The sequence below is a fragment of the Cupriavidus sp. 21MJTG02-4 genome, assembly GCF_057798975.1.
The window spans coordinates 208,295-220,960 of sequence record NZ_JBYOJP010000010.1 but is presented as its reverse complement, the minus strand read 5'-3'; the positions used below and the strand labels follow the sequence as shown (position 1 = coordinate 220,960).

Genomic DNA, 12,666 nt, shown 5'->3' with positions numbered 1-12,666 from the left:
AGGCGGTGCCAGCGGGAAACGCTACAATGCCGGCCAGCGCCTATGCCGGGCTGCCTTGCGCTTTCGCGCCACTTTCCGCCGTTTGTCCCCGACGTTCCTGCCTTCCTCGTGATCCGAATCGACCAGCTTGTCCTCCAGCGCGGCACCAAGGTGCTGTTCGACCACACCAGCGTGACGCTCAATCCGGGCGAGCGTGTGGGCCTTGTCGGCGCCAATGGCAGCGGCAAGTCCACCTTGTTCGCGATGCTGCGCGGCGAGCTGCATCCGGATGGCGGCGACCTGTCCGTCCCGGCGCAGTGGCGCATTGCCCACGTGGCGCAAGAAACGCCGGCGGTGGCCCGCAGCGCGGTGGACTATGTGATCGACGGCGACACGCGCCTGCGCGAGATCGAAGCTGCCATCGCCGAAGCGCAAGCGGTCGGCGATGGCAGCGCGGAGGCCGAGGCCCATGCCGGCTTTGCCGATGCCGACGGCTACACCGCGCCGGCCCGCGCCGAAGCGCTGCTGCTGGGCCTGGGCTTCACGCTGGCGCAGGTGTCGCAGCCGGTGTCATCGTTCTCGGGCGGCTGGCGCATGCGCCTGAACCTGGCGCAGGCGCTGATGTGCCCGTCCGACCTGCTGCTGCTCGACGAACCAACCAACCACCTGGATCTGGACGCCATCGTCTGGCTCGAAGACTGGCTGGCGCGCTACCCGGGCACTCTGGTCATGATTTCGCACGACCGCGAATTCCTGGACGCGATCTGCAACGTCACGGTCCATATCGAGAACCAGCAGCTGCGCCGCTACGGCGGCAACTACACGCTGTTCGAGACCCTGCGCCTGCAGCAGATGGCGCAGCAGCAATCGGCCTATGTGCGCCAGCAGAAGGAAATCGCGCACCTCGAATCGTTCATCACGCGCTTCAAGGCCAAGGCCACCAAGGCGCGCCAGGCGCAAAGCCGCGTGAAGGCGCTTGAAAAGATGGAGCGGCTGGCGCCGGTCCACGTCGCGGCCGGCTTCGCGTTCGAGTTCCGCGAACCCGATGCGGCCCCGAATCCGATGATGGTGCTGGATGGCGTCGACTGCGGCTATGCCGAGGCCGATCCGCCGGTGACCATCCTGCACAAGCTGGCGCTGTCGATCCAGAACGGCCAGCGCATCGGCCTGCTCGGCGCCAACGGCCAGGGCAAGTCGACGCTGGTCAAGACCCTGGCGGGCACGCAGGATCCGCTCACTGGCAATCTGCGCCTTGGCAAAGGGCTGCAGATCGGCTACTTCGCCCAGCATCAACTGGAAACCCTGCGCGATCACGACTCGCCGCTGCAGCACCTGGCCCGGCTGGCGCCGGACACGCGCGAGCAGGAACTGCGCGACTTCCTCGGCAGCTTCAACTTCCGTGGCGACATGGCGACCGCGCCGATCGAGCCGTTCTCGGGCGGCGAGAAGGCCCGGCTGGCGCTCTCGCTGATCGTCTGGCAGAAGCCCAACCTGCTGCTGCTCGACGAGCCGACCAACCACCTGGACCTGGACACGCGTGAAGCGCTGACCATGGCGCTGGCGCAGTTCGAAGGCACGCTGATCCTGGTCTCGCACGACCGGCACCTGCTGCGCGCCACCGCCGACCAGTTCATGCTGGTCGCCGACGGCACCATCAAGCCGTTCGACGGCGATTTGGACGACTACCGCGACTGGCTGCTCCAGCAAGCCGCCGCCAAACGCAATGCCGCCGTGGCCGCTCACCAGGCGGAATCGGGCGGTGCGTCAGCGGGGATCAATCGCAAGGACCAGCGCCGCGCCGAGGCCGACGAACGCCAGCGCCTCGCGCAACTGCGCAAGCCTCTCACCAAGGAACTGGAAAAGGTGGAGAAGCGCATGGCGGTGCTGCAGACCGCCAAGGCGGAGATCGACCAGTTCATGGCCGACGAGACGAGCTATGCCGACGCCAACAAGTCGAAGCTGATGGAAACGCTCAAGCGCCAGGGCGAAGTCAACGGCGAACTGGAGACGCTGGAAGAGAAGTGGCTGGAACTGCAGGAGCAGATCGAGCAGATTGTGTAGGGGTTCGGGTTCGTTGCCTCTCAACACCAGCCCCTTTTTCAGTACGGGATACGCGCCGGGCTTCTCCATACCACCAAGCGCCGCCGCCCGTGGGCCGTCCGGGAGGGAGTCCGGCATGCGAAGCCGTCCGAATTATCGACGTCATGACCTGCACTGCATAATGCAGTCGGCATAACACCTCTCAGTGCTCGAATTTGCAGCGTGCTCAGCAGGCTTCTTGCCGCTGGGCTAACGCGTCATCGTGACTTTGCGTACGCGGCGAATTGCAGCCCCGCATCCCCACACGAGTAGGGTTAAGTTTAGCGGCCTGCCTGCCGACAACTGCAAGTGTACAATCGTGCCCTTGCTGAATCTTTTCAAGGGCCGCGCATGCTGGAGTGCTCCTATCCCACTGGCTCAATCTCCGGAGCCGGCCTCAGGTTCGTCCAAAAACCACGTTGATCCCTGCGCTTCAACAAGGTCATGTAATCGTTCAATGCTCGCCTACACGTCGTTTGCCACCTTTATCTTTTTTGCCATCGCGTTGGTCATACCAAGCGGATTCTCTTTCGGACCCGCATTACTGCTGCTCGGTAGCTTCGTCTTGTTGCGCGTCCAGCGCCAGTTGAAACTGGCCACGCAAGATTACATCGTAATCACCGTCCTGGCCGTGTATTTCTTCTTAACCTGCCTCATGAACGTTTTCCAGGTTTCGCCTGGACGCGAATACGACGCGCCGTTGCGCTTCTTGCTGGCAATCCCCGCAATGCTTGTGCTGCTGGAATACCCGCCATCCCCCGCAGCCATCTGGGGTGGACTGGCGACGGGTGCAATTGGATCGGGCCTGTTCTCAGCATGGCAGAGCTTTATTCTCTTGCAAGAGCGTGCTGAAGGTTTCACCAACCCCATTCAATTCGGAAACATCAGCCTTCTCCTGGGCACTCTCTGTCTGGCGGGGCTCGATTGGGCGCGCACTCAACGCCACGCCATCGCCTGGGTGGCAGGCTTGGCCACAGGAGGGGTTTTCGGCATTCTCGGCTCCATCTTCACCGGCAGCCGCGGTAGCTGGCTGGCCTTGCCTTTCTGCCTTGCAGTCCTGTTTTTCCAGTACCGGCACGCCTGGAAGGCCCGGCACCTTGTTTCCGGAATCATTGCGGTGCTGCTGGTCGGCACGATCCTTTACGCAGTGCCACACAATTCCGTCAAGGAGCGCATCGAGCTGGCACTCACCGAAACCAATGCCTATTCGGATGAACATAATGCCCGCACATCGGTCGGAGCGCGCCTCGAGATGTGGCGCACAGGCATTTTGCTGATCAAGGAGCGGCCTGCGCTCGGTTGGGGCAAGCAAGGCTACATGAACGATGTTCAACGCCTGATCCACGAGGGCAAAGTCGATGCAGTCGTCGGCGATCACAGCCATCTGCACAACGAGTATCTTGATGCCTGGGTCAAACGGGGCATCCTTGGTCTGATCGCAGTCCTTATACTCTTCCTTGCTCCGCTCTGCCTGTTTGCGAACCGCGCCCAACTGGTCAACGACCAGGCCAAGCCTTATGCCGTCGCGGGAATCATGTTAAGCCTTTCCTATCTCATCTTTGGCTTGACGCAAGCATTTCTGACCCATGTTAATGGCGTCATGTTATATGCCTTTACCCTCGCAATTCTGTGGACCGCGGCACGTACTCCCGTGCGAGCACTGACAAAATCTGGTATTTCGGCCTGAAACCGACACCTCACTCAGGCCTTATCACCGCATTGATTGCGGCAAGTACGGCAAAAAAACGCCATTCCGCAAATCGATCAGAATGACATCATAATAATAATGTTAGTTGATTTTTTCAGCGATTTCATCTTTGGAAAGCACAGCGCGGAAATGAATGCCTTTGAGGCATCCTTGAAAGGGGGTAACACGCAAGGATGCTTTCAGATGTTGGAGCACAACCCATCCCTCACCTGCCGTACAGAACGCGACATCTCTGGTAGAGATACGCCCCTGCAGATGGCCGTACGATATGGAAATCATGAGGTCTGCGATCGCCTGTTGTCCCTTGGCGCACCAATGGATGTGATTTACGAATACGATGGAGAACGAGCGTCGCCGATGATGAAAGTCGCGTCAGCCCAGTATGACGCCGCCCGCAACTCGGAAGCCGTTCGAGCAGTCTTCGTGAAGCATTACATTGACCGTCGGCGAACCCCAACCCGACGCGGGACTCGCAGGACAATCGGCGATGCTTGCACCGCTGTGGCGAATCGACTCCTGGCGTTGGTACAAGAGCCAGTAGCTCCGATTCTCACCGTCCAAGCCACGATCGACTATTTCGAAGCGTCAGTAATCGTCCGCCAGAAGCGGAGCCCTCGTGAGCCGGAGGATCGGCAAGTGGAAGCCGTTATCTCGGCACTCAACAAGCTTGCCCTCCAGGCGACGGCCCGCCAGGAATGCAGCAAGACCGCCGAGCCCGCGCAACTCGCTGACTAAGTGCCCCAAGGAACCGAACATCGATTGCCGTCGAGAAGCCGGTGCCCAGGTACGCCAGCCGCCGAATGGCCGGCGTACCCGGCTCAGCGGAAATTCTTCTCGCGCCGGATCAACCCGACCGCCAGCGTCAGCGTCAGGATGAACAGCCAGATCAGTGACCAGGCCGGCACCGACAGGCCCAGCACCGGCGGCAGCGGCGCAGTGCACAGGCCATCGGAATAAAACACCTGCGGCAGCACCTTGGCGGTCGGCAAGGCATTGACCCAGTTTTCGAGCGGGTCGATCCCGCAGCTCGCCTTGGGGTTCAGCAGCAGCGACACGTGGTACACGGCCACCGCAATGCCGCCGACGCCGGACAGCATGCCCAGCCCCTGCCACAGCGAACGCGTGTTCTGCGCAATGGCCGCGAGCAGCGAGAACAGGCCGATGCCGATAAAGGCGAACCGCTGCATGATGCACAGCGGGCACGGCTGGTACCCCTTCTCGAACTGCAGGTAGAGCGCAAAGCCAACCATCCCGAACGAGATGATGGCAATCAGCAGGAAATAGGCGCGGGAATTGGCTTGCATAAACGATGGACGGATCGGGATCTCTGTGGCCAGGTTGCCGGCGCGGGGGCGCTCCGGCTGTTGGTCGGCATTATTACCGATTTTGCGAAATGTCCTCTTCGGCGGACGTGCGAATCGCCGGCTCGTGCCATGTGGCGGATTGCCGCAGGGATGCCCATGGGCTCAGCTGGAACGATGCACCCCGGCTTCCCACTTGTCACGCGACAGGCGGTAAAGGCGATGGAGCCGTAGCGGATGCCCCTCCGGCAGCGCAGGGTGTTCGAACGGGATCGCGTCCTCATGCATGCCCAGACGATCCATGACCGCGCGCGAGCGCTGGTTGGCCAACGCCGTGAATGAAACGATCTCCTTTTGGCCAATCTGTTCAAACCCCACCGCCAGTGCCGCACGGGCGCCCTCGGTGGCAAAGCCCTGCCCCCATGCCTCGCGCGCCAGGCGCCAGCCAATCTCCACGCAGGGGGAAAATGGCAAGGTCGTCGCGGGGACGCTGAGCCCGACAAAGCCGATGAAGGCGCCGTCCGCCTTGCGCTCGCAAGCCCAGAAGCCCCAGCCCAACGTGTCGATCTTCTCGCGGCAGCGCGCCGCCAAACCGTCACTCTCCGCGCGGCTCAGCGTCGCGGGAAAGTAGCGCATCACCTCGGCATCGGCGTTCAACGCGGCAAACGGCGCATAGTCGGCGTCGCGCCATTGGCGCAGGCACAGGCGCGCGGTTTCGATTTCGATCAGATCGGCCATCGGTCAGTCGAGATGGCGCACGCGATCGATCGCCTGCTCGATGCGTTCAACGGCGATCACGTCAAGCCCGTCGATCTTCTGCTTGGGCGCGTTGGCCTTGGGAATCACCGCCAGCGTGAAGCCGAGTTTCGCGGCCTCCTTCAGCCGCTCCTGCCCGCGCGGGCTCGGACGGATTTCGCCGGCCAGGCCCACTTCGCCGAATACCACCAAGCCACGCGGAAGCGGCTTGTTGCGCATCGACGAGTGGATCGACAGCAGTACAGCGAGGTCCGCCGCGGGCTCGGTAATCTTCACGCCGCCCACCGCATTCAGGAACACGTCCTGGTCAAAGCAGGCAATGCCCGCGTGCCGGTGCAGCACGGCCAGCAGCATCGCCAGCCGGTTCTGCTCCAGGCCCACGGCCAGGCGGCGCGGGTTGGGCACGTTGGCGGTATCGACCAGCGCCTGCACCTCCACCAGCAGCGGGCGCGTGCCCTCCTGCGTCACCAGCACGCAGGAGCCCGGCACGGTCTCTTCATGCTGCGACAGGAACAGCGCCGACGGGTTGCTGATGCCGCGCAGGCCGCGCTCCGTCATGGCGAACACGCCAAGTTCGTTGACGGCGCCGAAACGATTCTTGAACGCGCGGATCAACCGGTGCGAGGAATGCGTATCGCCCTCGAAATACAACACCGTATCGACGATGTGCTCGAGCACCCGCGGACCAGCGAGGTTGCCCTCCTTGGTCACGTGGCCGACCAGGATGATGGTGGTGCCGCTGCTCTTGGCAATGCGGGTCAGTTGCGCCGCGCATTCGCGCACCTGCGCGACCGAGCCCGGCGCCGAGGTCAGGGCTTCGGAATAAAGCGTCTGGATCGAGTCGATCACGGCCACATCGGGCTTTTCCGCCTCCAGCGTGGCCTGGATCTTCTCGAGCTGGATCTCGGCGAGCAAGCCCAGCGTCGGACTCTCCACCCCCAGGCGCTGCGCGCGCAGCGCGATCTGGGCGCCGGACTCTTCGCCGCTCACATAGAGCACACGCCGCTGTGCCGCCAGGTTGGCGAGCGCCTGCAGCAGCAGCGTCGACTTGCCAATGCCCGGATCCCCCCCGATCAGCACCACCCCGCCCGCGACGAGTCCGCCACCGAGCACGCGGTCGAACTCGTCGATCCCGCTCGAAAAGCGCGGCACGTCCGCGGCGTCGATCTCGGAAAGCTTGAGTACCGTGGCAGATGCCGCCAGCGGCTGGAAGCGCTTGCCCGCCGTGCTGCCCTCCGACACGGTCTCGACCAGCGTGTTCCATTGATTGCAGTGCGGGCACTGGCCGGCCCAGCGCGGCACGGTGCCGCCGCATTCGGTACAGGTGTAGACGGTCTTGGTCTTGGCCAACGGAAGATCCTTGAGGGTGAGTGCCGGAAACGCTACGGCCGGCCGCCTTTGGGCGGCCGGCCGTCAGGACAGGTCAATCCTTGCCGGGATCAGGCCAGGAGGGGCGAGGCACTGTCCGACGCGGTGATGGTCGCCACGGTGGCCGGCACGCGCGGCGCCAGCGCGCACATCAGCTCGTAGCCGACCGTGCCGCTGGCCTCGGCGACATCGTCGATCGGCAGGCCCTGGCCCCACAGCGTGACCGGGCTCCCGATTTTGGCTTTCGGGCATGGCCCGAGGTCCACGCACAGCATGTCCATGGAAACGCGGCCGATCAGTTCGGTGCGCACGCCATCGACCAGCACCGGCGCGCGGTTCTCGCCCCAGCCAACCGCGTGGCGCGGGTACCCGTCCGCGTAGCCACAGGCCACCACGCCGATGCGCATCGGCCGGTCGGCGGTGAACATGGAGCCGTAGCCGACCGTATCGCCGGGTTGCAGGTCCTGCACGGCAATCAATTCGCTGTGCAGCGACATGGCCGGCTGCAGGCCAACCCCGGCAATGTCGGCCTCGCGGCCGGTTGGCGAGGCCCCATACAGGATGATTCCGGGCCGCACCCACGCACGGTGGGCCTCCGGGTGCCACAGCACCGCGGCCGAGTTCGACAGGCTGGCCTCGCCCGGCAGGTTCGCGGTGGCAGCGTCGAAGGCCGCGACCTGGTGGGCGATGCCGCGCGCGCTGTCGGCATCCGAAAAATGGGTCATATGGACGATGCTGCCCACGCACGGCATGGCGCGGGCGCGTTCCCACGCGGTGCGGTACTGCGCGGGCTGGAAGCCCAGGCGGTTCATTCCGGTGTTGAGCTTGAGCTGGATCGCCAGCGGGCCCTTCGGCCGCGCGCTCTCCAGCATCCGGAGCTGCTCCTCGCAATGGATCGCGGTGGTAAGCCGGTATTGTTCCAGCAACGGCACATCCTGGGGCTGGAAAAAACCCTCCAGCAGCAGGATCGGGCCCTGCCAGCCGAGGTCGCGCAGTTGCACGGCCTCATTCAGGTCCAGCAGGCCGAAACCATCGGCCGCGCGCAGGCCGGCAAAGACGCGGCGCAGTCCATGGCCGTAGGCGTTGGCCTTGACCACGGCCCAGACGCGGGAGCCTGGCGCGTGTCGGCGCGCGATTTCCAGGTTGTTGGCAATGGCGGGTTGGTGGATGACGGCGTGAATCGGTCTTGGCATGAAGTGACATCTCGCAAGGCATGCATCGCTGCCGCTGGAAGCATCCTTCCAGACGCGCAGTGTGAGTCGGGCGTCATGTCCTGCGCGGGCATGCACCAGATCAGGGAAGACCCGGTATTCGGCTAGCGATGCGTATCCGTTATTTGAACACACTCGCGAGCGCCCACCCGCAATACCCGGGGAATCGCAGAGCGTCTGCGCTGTCAAACTGGCGCCTTTGCGGATTCAGGATTGTCGTGTTTTCGTGATATAAAGCCGGACGCTCAGGCCATGTTCTAAACGCGAAGCAATATGTCAATGACGGTCAGGCAAGCGGCGCGGCGCTCACGCGCGGCGTATGCGACACAATTCGACACGGCCGCAGCCCAGGGTCCCCTGCAACCAACCATGGCAACGCCGGTGGGCGTAGCCCTTCCCAGAGCGCACGAAGGACGCGCTGGAGACAAAGTCGAAAGCATGAAGAAGGGTTTTTACACCATCATGGCCGCGCAGTTTTTTTCGTCGCTGGCCGATAACGCGCTGCTGATCGCCGCCATCGCCCTTCTCACCGAGTTGCATTCCCCGCAGTGGATGACTCCGCTGCTCAAGCTGTTCTTCGTTCTCTCCTACGTCATCCTGGCCGCATTCGTCGGCGCCTTCGCCGACTCCATGCCCAAGGGGCGGGTGATGCTCATCACCAATGCCATCAAGATAGCGGGCTGCGCCATCATGATGTTCGGGCTGCACCCCCTGCTCGCCTACGGCATCGTGGGCTTCGGCGCGGCCGCGTACTCGCCGGCCAAGTACGGCATCCTGACCGAGCTGCTGCCCCCGGAAAAGCTGGTGATGGCCAACGGCTGGATCGAAGGACTGACCGTGGGCTCGATCATCCTGGGCACCGTGGTCGGTGGTGCGCTGATTTCGGTGCACATTTCGCAGCTCCTGCTGCGCTTTGACATCCCCTACATCGACACCGGCATCAACACGCCGGCCGAAGCGGCGATGGTCGTGATCATGCTGTTCTACGTGATTGCCGCCATCTTCAACCTGTTCATTCCCGATACCGGCGCACGCTACCCGCAACAGGAAAAGAACCCGATCAAGCTGATCGCGGAGTTCGGCGACTGCTTCGTCGCGCTGTGGCGCGACAAGCTCGGCCAGATCTCGCTGGCCGTGACCACGCTGTTCTGGGGCGTGGGCGCCACCCTGCAGTTCATCGTGCTGAAGTGGGCGGAAAAATCGCTGGGCCTGAACCTGTCGCAGGGCGCCCTGCTGCAGGCCGTGGTCGCCGTGGGCGTGGCCGTCGGCGCCATCATGGCGGCAGCGCGCATTCCGTTGCGCAAGTCGCTGTCGGTGCTGCCCTTTGGCGTGGCCATGGGCGCGACCGTGATGCTGATGGCGTTCTACACCAAGGACGCCATGCCGCAGATCACGTTGGACGTGCTGGGGCTGCATATGCCGCTGTACATGGCCATCGCCTACGTGTTCCTGATGGTAGTCGGCGCCATGTCGGGCTACTTTGTCGTGCCGATGAACGCGCTGCTGCAGCACCGCGGCCACGTGCTGCTCTCGGCGGGCCACTCCATCGCCGTGCAGAACTTCAACGAGAACGTCTCCGTGCTGCTGATGCTCTGCCTGTACGCGCTGCTGATCAAGGTGAACGCGCCAATCGGGCTGGTGATCGTCGCGCTGGGCCTGTTCATCTGCATCACCATGGCGCTGGTCATGCGGGTGCACAAGTACAACGTACGCACCTTCAACTCGCTCGCCATGATCGGCGAGGACAAGCACCACTGATTGCCTCGCCGGCGCCCAAGGCGGCGCCCGCCGGGACTACCCGGCAGTAGCGGCAATGGCCGCACGGGCGCAGGCCCGCTGCGGCCATCCATCCGGCACCACGAAACCGCGCGAGCGCTCGCGCCAGCAGCCCGGCGCCTGCGCACCGGCCGGCTCCATCTCGCACAGCATGATCGGTGACTCGCGCCGCCAGCCGTGGTCGGGGTGCGGATCGGCAAAGCGCTCGGCCAGCGCCTCGCGCAGGGCGTCCGCCGCTTCGGTCTCGCCCTCTTCCAGCAGCGCGCCGGACAACCAGCCCGAGCGCGACAACCGGCACCAGCGCGTGCCGGCTGCCTGGCCGGCGCGCGCATACCAGTCGTCGAGCGTGGACCACCAGCCGTGCAGGTGGTTGCCCGCAATGCCCAGGCGGTCCAGCCCCTCAGGCACCAGGCCATCGCGATAGAACAGCCACCCCAGCAGATAGACCTCGCTGCGGTCGACCGCCCTGCCCAGCAACCCCCGCGCCTCCGCGGTGCTGGCCAGTGGCAGTTGCCGGTGGACGATATGGTCGAGCTTGTCGCCGAGCCTGTCGACGAGGTTCGGCCCGACAAACCCGCGCAGCCCCAACGCTTGCGTGTCACCGGCATCGGCCATCAGGTAGAACTTGGCGGCCATTTCCCAATGCACCACCTCGCCGCTGCCCTGGTCCCGCCAGACGAAGTCGAGTTCGCCCATGGTCTGGATGCCGTGCCCATGGGCGCGCCTGACCGGTACGTTTGCCGCCAGCAATTCCAGCCCCTGCGCATGGCGCAACGCGAACTGCAGCAGGCGTTCGGCATGGCGCCCCAGGCGCAGGCTGCGGGCGCGGCCGGGCTCTTCGGGCAAGGCATCGGTAATGCCGTTGGCGAGTTCGGCAATGGTGGCAGGCAAGCCAGCGGGGTCGGCCTGGCCCAGCCAGTGTTCCCAGGCGGCCTGGGTGCCAGCGGGCCAGCGCGCGAGTCGGGCGCCGCTGTCGCCGGCGGCTGGCAGGCTCTGGAGCAGGGTAGGCGATAAGGTGCACCATGCCAGGTCGCGCGTGCGTTGCGACAGCGCCTGTTGCCACAGGGGCGGCGGCGGCGCCGGCGCATGCACGCCGTTGCCGCCGTGGCTCAGGGAAAGGTCAGGCCTGAGCTCCCGCACGATCGTGTACCTCTCGGGCCAGACACAGGTCCTCCCACGCGCGCGCCTTGTCGGTCAGCGTGCGCAGCAGGTAGGCGGGATGGTAGGTCACCACCACGGGAATCCCCTCGTAGCTGTGGACCGTGCCGCGCAGCTTGCCGATCGGCGTGGTGGTGCGCAGCAGCGACTGCGCCGCAAAGCGGCCCAGTACGACAATGACCTTGGGCCGCACCAGCGCAATCTGCCGCTTCAGGAACGGCTCGCACTGCGCGACCTCGGCCGGTTCCGGGTTGCGGTTGCCCGGCGGACGGCACTTGAGCACGTTGGCGATGAACACATTGCGACCGCGCGCGAGGCCCAGCGATCCCAGCATATTGTCCAGCAGCTTGCCTGCCTGGCCGACGAACGGCTCGCCCTGAAGGTCTTCGTTCTCGCCGGGCGCCTCGCCGATCAGCATCCATTCCGCCTGGCGATCGCCAACGCCGAACACGGTACGGGTGCGCGTCTCGCACAGGCCGCAAGCCGTGCACGCCGCCACGGCGGCATCGAGCGCGGGCCACGCCATGGCTGCGATGTCAAGCTCGCGGTCGGGAACGGCAGCGGTGCGCCCGGGCTCGGCAACGAAAGCGAGAGCGGCCTCCTCAAAGTTCGGCACCGACTCCATGACCACAGCCGAGTGGCCTTCGTCGGGCTCGGGCGCCTGCAGGGGTTCGGCTTGCGCCTCGGGTTCGACTTGCAGGGCGGCTGAGCGGTCAGGCTGCGCAGCGGCCTCCTGCGGCGCGCCCACCGGCTTGCGCGGCACCCACTCCGTGGGAATGCCAAGCACCTCCAGGAACTTTGCGCGGCGGCTCATGCTGCGTCCTCGTTGCCGGGCCAGGTCCGGCGCAGCACCAGCGCGTCTTCGCGCACGTTGCCGGACGCGGGATAGTAGCCTTTGCGCCGGCCGATCTCGACGAAGCCGGCTTCGAGGTAAAGCGCCAGCGCTCCGGTATTGGAAGGCCGCACTTCCAGCAGCATCGTATGCAGGTGATGCGTGTGCGTTGTCGCCAGCGTCACCGCCAGCATCAGGCGACCCAGCCCCTGCCGCTGCCGGTGCGGATCCACGGTGATGTTCAGCAGATGCATCTCGTCGACCACGGGCATCAGCACGGCATACGCCACGAGCGCGCCGGACGGATCGCGCAGGGTCAGGCCCATATGGCCCGCCTTGATGGAGTTCTCGAAATTGCCGCGCGTCCAGGGATGGCTGTAGGCGCGGGATTCGATCTCCGCCACCGTCCGCAGGTCCAGCGCGGACATGCGTGCAAGCGCCCAGCCGTTGGCCAGCACAGGCATGACCGGAATATCGGGCCACGCCGACGACACGGCT

At 64.8% G+C, this 12,666-nt stretch carries 11 protein-coding genes; 4 read left to right on the top strand and 7 right to left on the bottom strand.

The genetic code is table 11. The features are described 5' to 3' along the window. Window positions 1-108: 108 nt before the first annotated feature. From AC3FKH_RS20860 to AC3FKH_RS20850, 3 genes are all read left to right on the top strand, one after another. A complete protein-coding gene (locus AC3FKH_RS20860) occupies window positions 109-2,040 on the top strand; it encodes an ATP-binding cassette domain-containing protein (RefSeq protein WP_488677707.1) in 1,932 nt (643 codons plus the stop codon). A gap of 475 nt (window positions 2,041-2,515) precedes the next feature. Continuing rightward, entirely contained in the window at window positions 2,516-3,745 is a 1,230-nt protein-coding gene (locus AC3FKH_RS20855; RefSeq protein ID WP_488677705.1) for an O-antigen ligase family protein, read from the top strand. Window positions 3,746-3,844: 99 nt separating this feature from the next. Beyond that, on the top strand, window positions 3,845-4,501 hold the full coding sequence (locus tag AC3FKH_RS20850) for an ankyrin repeat domain-containing protein (protein WP_488677704.1): 657 nt from the start codon (window positions 3,845-3,847) through the stop codon (window positions 4,499-4,501). Between the two features lie 83 nt (window positions 4,502-4,584). On the opposite strand, the gene AC3FKH_RS20845 is transcribed toward AC3FKH_RS20850, so the two are convergent. The 4 genes from AC3FKH_RS20845 to alr form a co-directional block, all read right to left on the bottom strand. After that, the gene (locus AC3FKH_RS20845; RefSeq protein WP_483708305.1) at window positions 4,585-5,070 is read right to left on the bottom strand and encodes a disulfide bond formation protein B; all 486 of its coding nucleotides are present in this window, start codon (window positions 5,068-5,070) and stop codon (window positions 4,585-4,587) included. A 162-nt stretch (window positions 5,071-5,232) separates the two neighbouring features. Beyond that, window positions 5,233-5,805, bottom strand: a complete 573-nt coding sequence (locus tag AC3FKH_RS20840) for a GNAT family N-acetyltransferase (protein WP_488677703.1) — start codon at window positions 5,803-5,805, stop codon at window positions 5,233-5,235. Window positions 5,806-5,808: 3 nt separating this feature from the next. Continuing rightward, window positions 5,809-7,173, bottom strand: a complete 1,365-nt coding sequence (gene radA / locus AC3FKH_RS20835) for a DNA repair protein RadA (protein WP_483708307.1) — start codon at window positions 7,171-7,173, stop codon at window positions 5,809-5,811. 89 nt (window positions 7,174-7,262) lie between these two features. Further along, window positions 7,263-8,384 carry an alanine racemase gene (gene alr / locus AC3FKH_RS20830; RefSeq protein WP_488677702.1) on the bottom strand — a complete coding sequence of 374 codons (1,122 nt, stop codon included), beginning with the start codon at window positions 8,382-8,384 and terminating at the stop codon, window positions 7,263-7,265. A gap of 456 nt (window positions 8,385-8,840) precedes the next feature. On the opposite strand from alr, the gene lplT reads away from it, so the two are divergent. Further along, window positions 8,841-10,160 carry a lysophospholipid transporter LplT gene (lplT, locus tag AC3FKH_RS20825; protein ID WP_488677701.1) on the top strand — a complete coding sequence of 440 codons (1,320 nt, stop codon included), beginning with the start codon at window positions 8,841-8,843 and terminating at the stop codon, window positions 10,158-10,160. Window positions 10,161-10,196: 36 nt separating this feature from the next. Here lplT and AC3FKH_RS20820 read toward each other — a convergent pair whose 3' ends face one another. From AC3FKH_RS20820 to rimI, 3 genes are read right to left on the bottom strand one after another with little or no spacing between them, the layout of a single operon-like run. Beyond that, window positions 10,197-11,318 carry a DUF1853 family protein gene (locus AC3FKH_RS20820; protein ID WP_488677700.1) on the bottom strand — a complete coding sequence of 374 codons (1,122 nt, stop codon included), beginning with the start codon at window positions 11,316-11,318 and terminating at the stop codon, window positions 10,197-10,199. Next, window positions 11,299-12,150, bottom strand: a complete 852-nt coding sequence (locus AC3FKH_RS20815) for a uracil-DNA glycosylase (RefSeq protein ID WP_488677699.1) — start codon at window positions 12,148-12,150, stop codon at window positions 11,299-11,301. Before AC3FKH_RS20815 ends, AC3FKH_RS20820 begins: the two co-directional genes overlap by 20 nt. Continuing rightward, window positions 12,147-12,632, bottom strand: a complete 486-nt coding sequence (gene rimI / locus AC3FKH_RS20810; RefSeq protein ID WP_488677741.1) for a ribosomal protein S18-alanine N-acetyltransferase — start codon at window positions 12,630-12,632, stop codon at window positions 12,147-12,149. Before rimI ends, AC3FKH_RS20815 begins: the two co-directional genes overlap by 4 nt. Between the last annotated feature and the right edge of the window lie 34 nt (window positions 12,633-12,666).

What these genes read in the sequence shown, in the direction of transcription:
- rimI (WP_488677741.1), bottom strand. Translation starts at nt 12,632, where the DNA reads ATGCCTGTGCTGGCCAACGGCTGGGCGCTTGCACGCATGTCCGCGCTG.
- AC3FKH_RS20845 (WP_483708305.1), bottom strand. Translation starts at nt 5,070, where the DNA reads ATGCAAGCCAATTCCCGCGCCTATTTCCTGCTGATTGCCATCATCTCG.
- AC3FKH_RS20840 (WP_488677703.1), bottom strand. Translation starts at nt 5,805, where the DNA reads ATGGCCGATCTGATCGAAATCGAAACCGCGCGCCTGTGCCTGCGCCAA.
- alr (WP_488677702.1), bottom strand. Translation starts at nt 8,384, where the DNA reads ATGCCAAGACCGATTCACGCCGTCATCCACCAACCCGCCATTGCCAAC.
- AC3FKH_RS20850 (WP_488677704.1), top strand. Translation starts at nt 3,845, where the DNA reads ATGTTAGTTGATTTTTTCAGCGATTTCATCTTTGGAAAGCACAGCGCG.
- lplT (WP_488677701.1), top strand. Translation starts at nt 8,841, where the DNA reads ATGAAGAAGGGTTTTTACACCATCATGGCCGCGCAGTTTTTTTCGTCG.
- AC3FKH_RS20815 (WP_488677699.1), bottom strand. Translation starts at nt 12,150, where the DNA reads ATGAGCCGCCGCGCAAAGTTCCTGGAGGTGCTTGGCATTCCCACGGAG.
- AC3FKH_RS20855 (WP_488677705.1), top strand. Translation starts at nt 2,516, where the DNA reads ATGCTCGCCTACACGTCGTTTGCCACCTTTATCTTTTTTGCCATCGCG.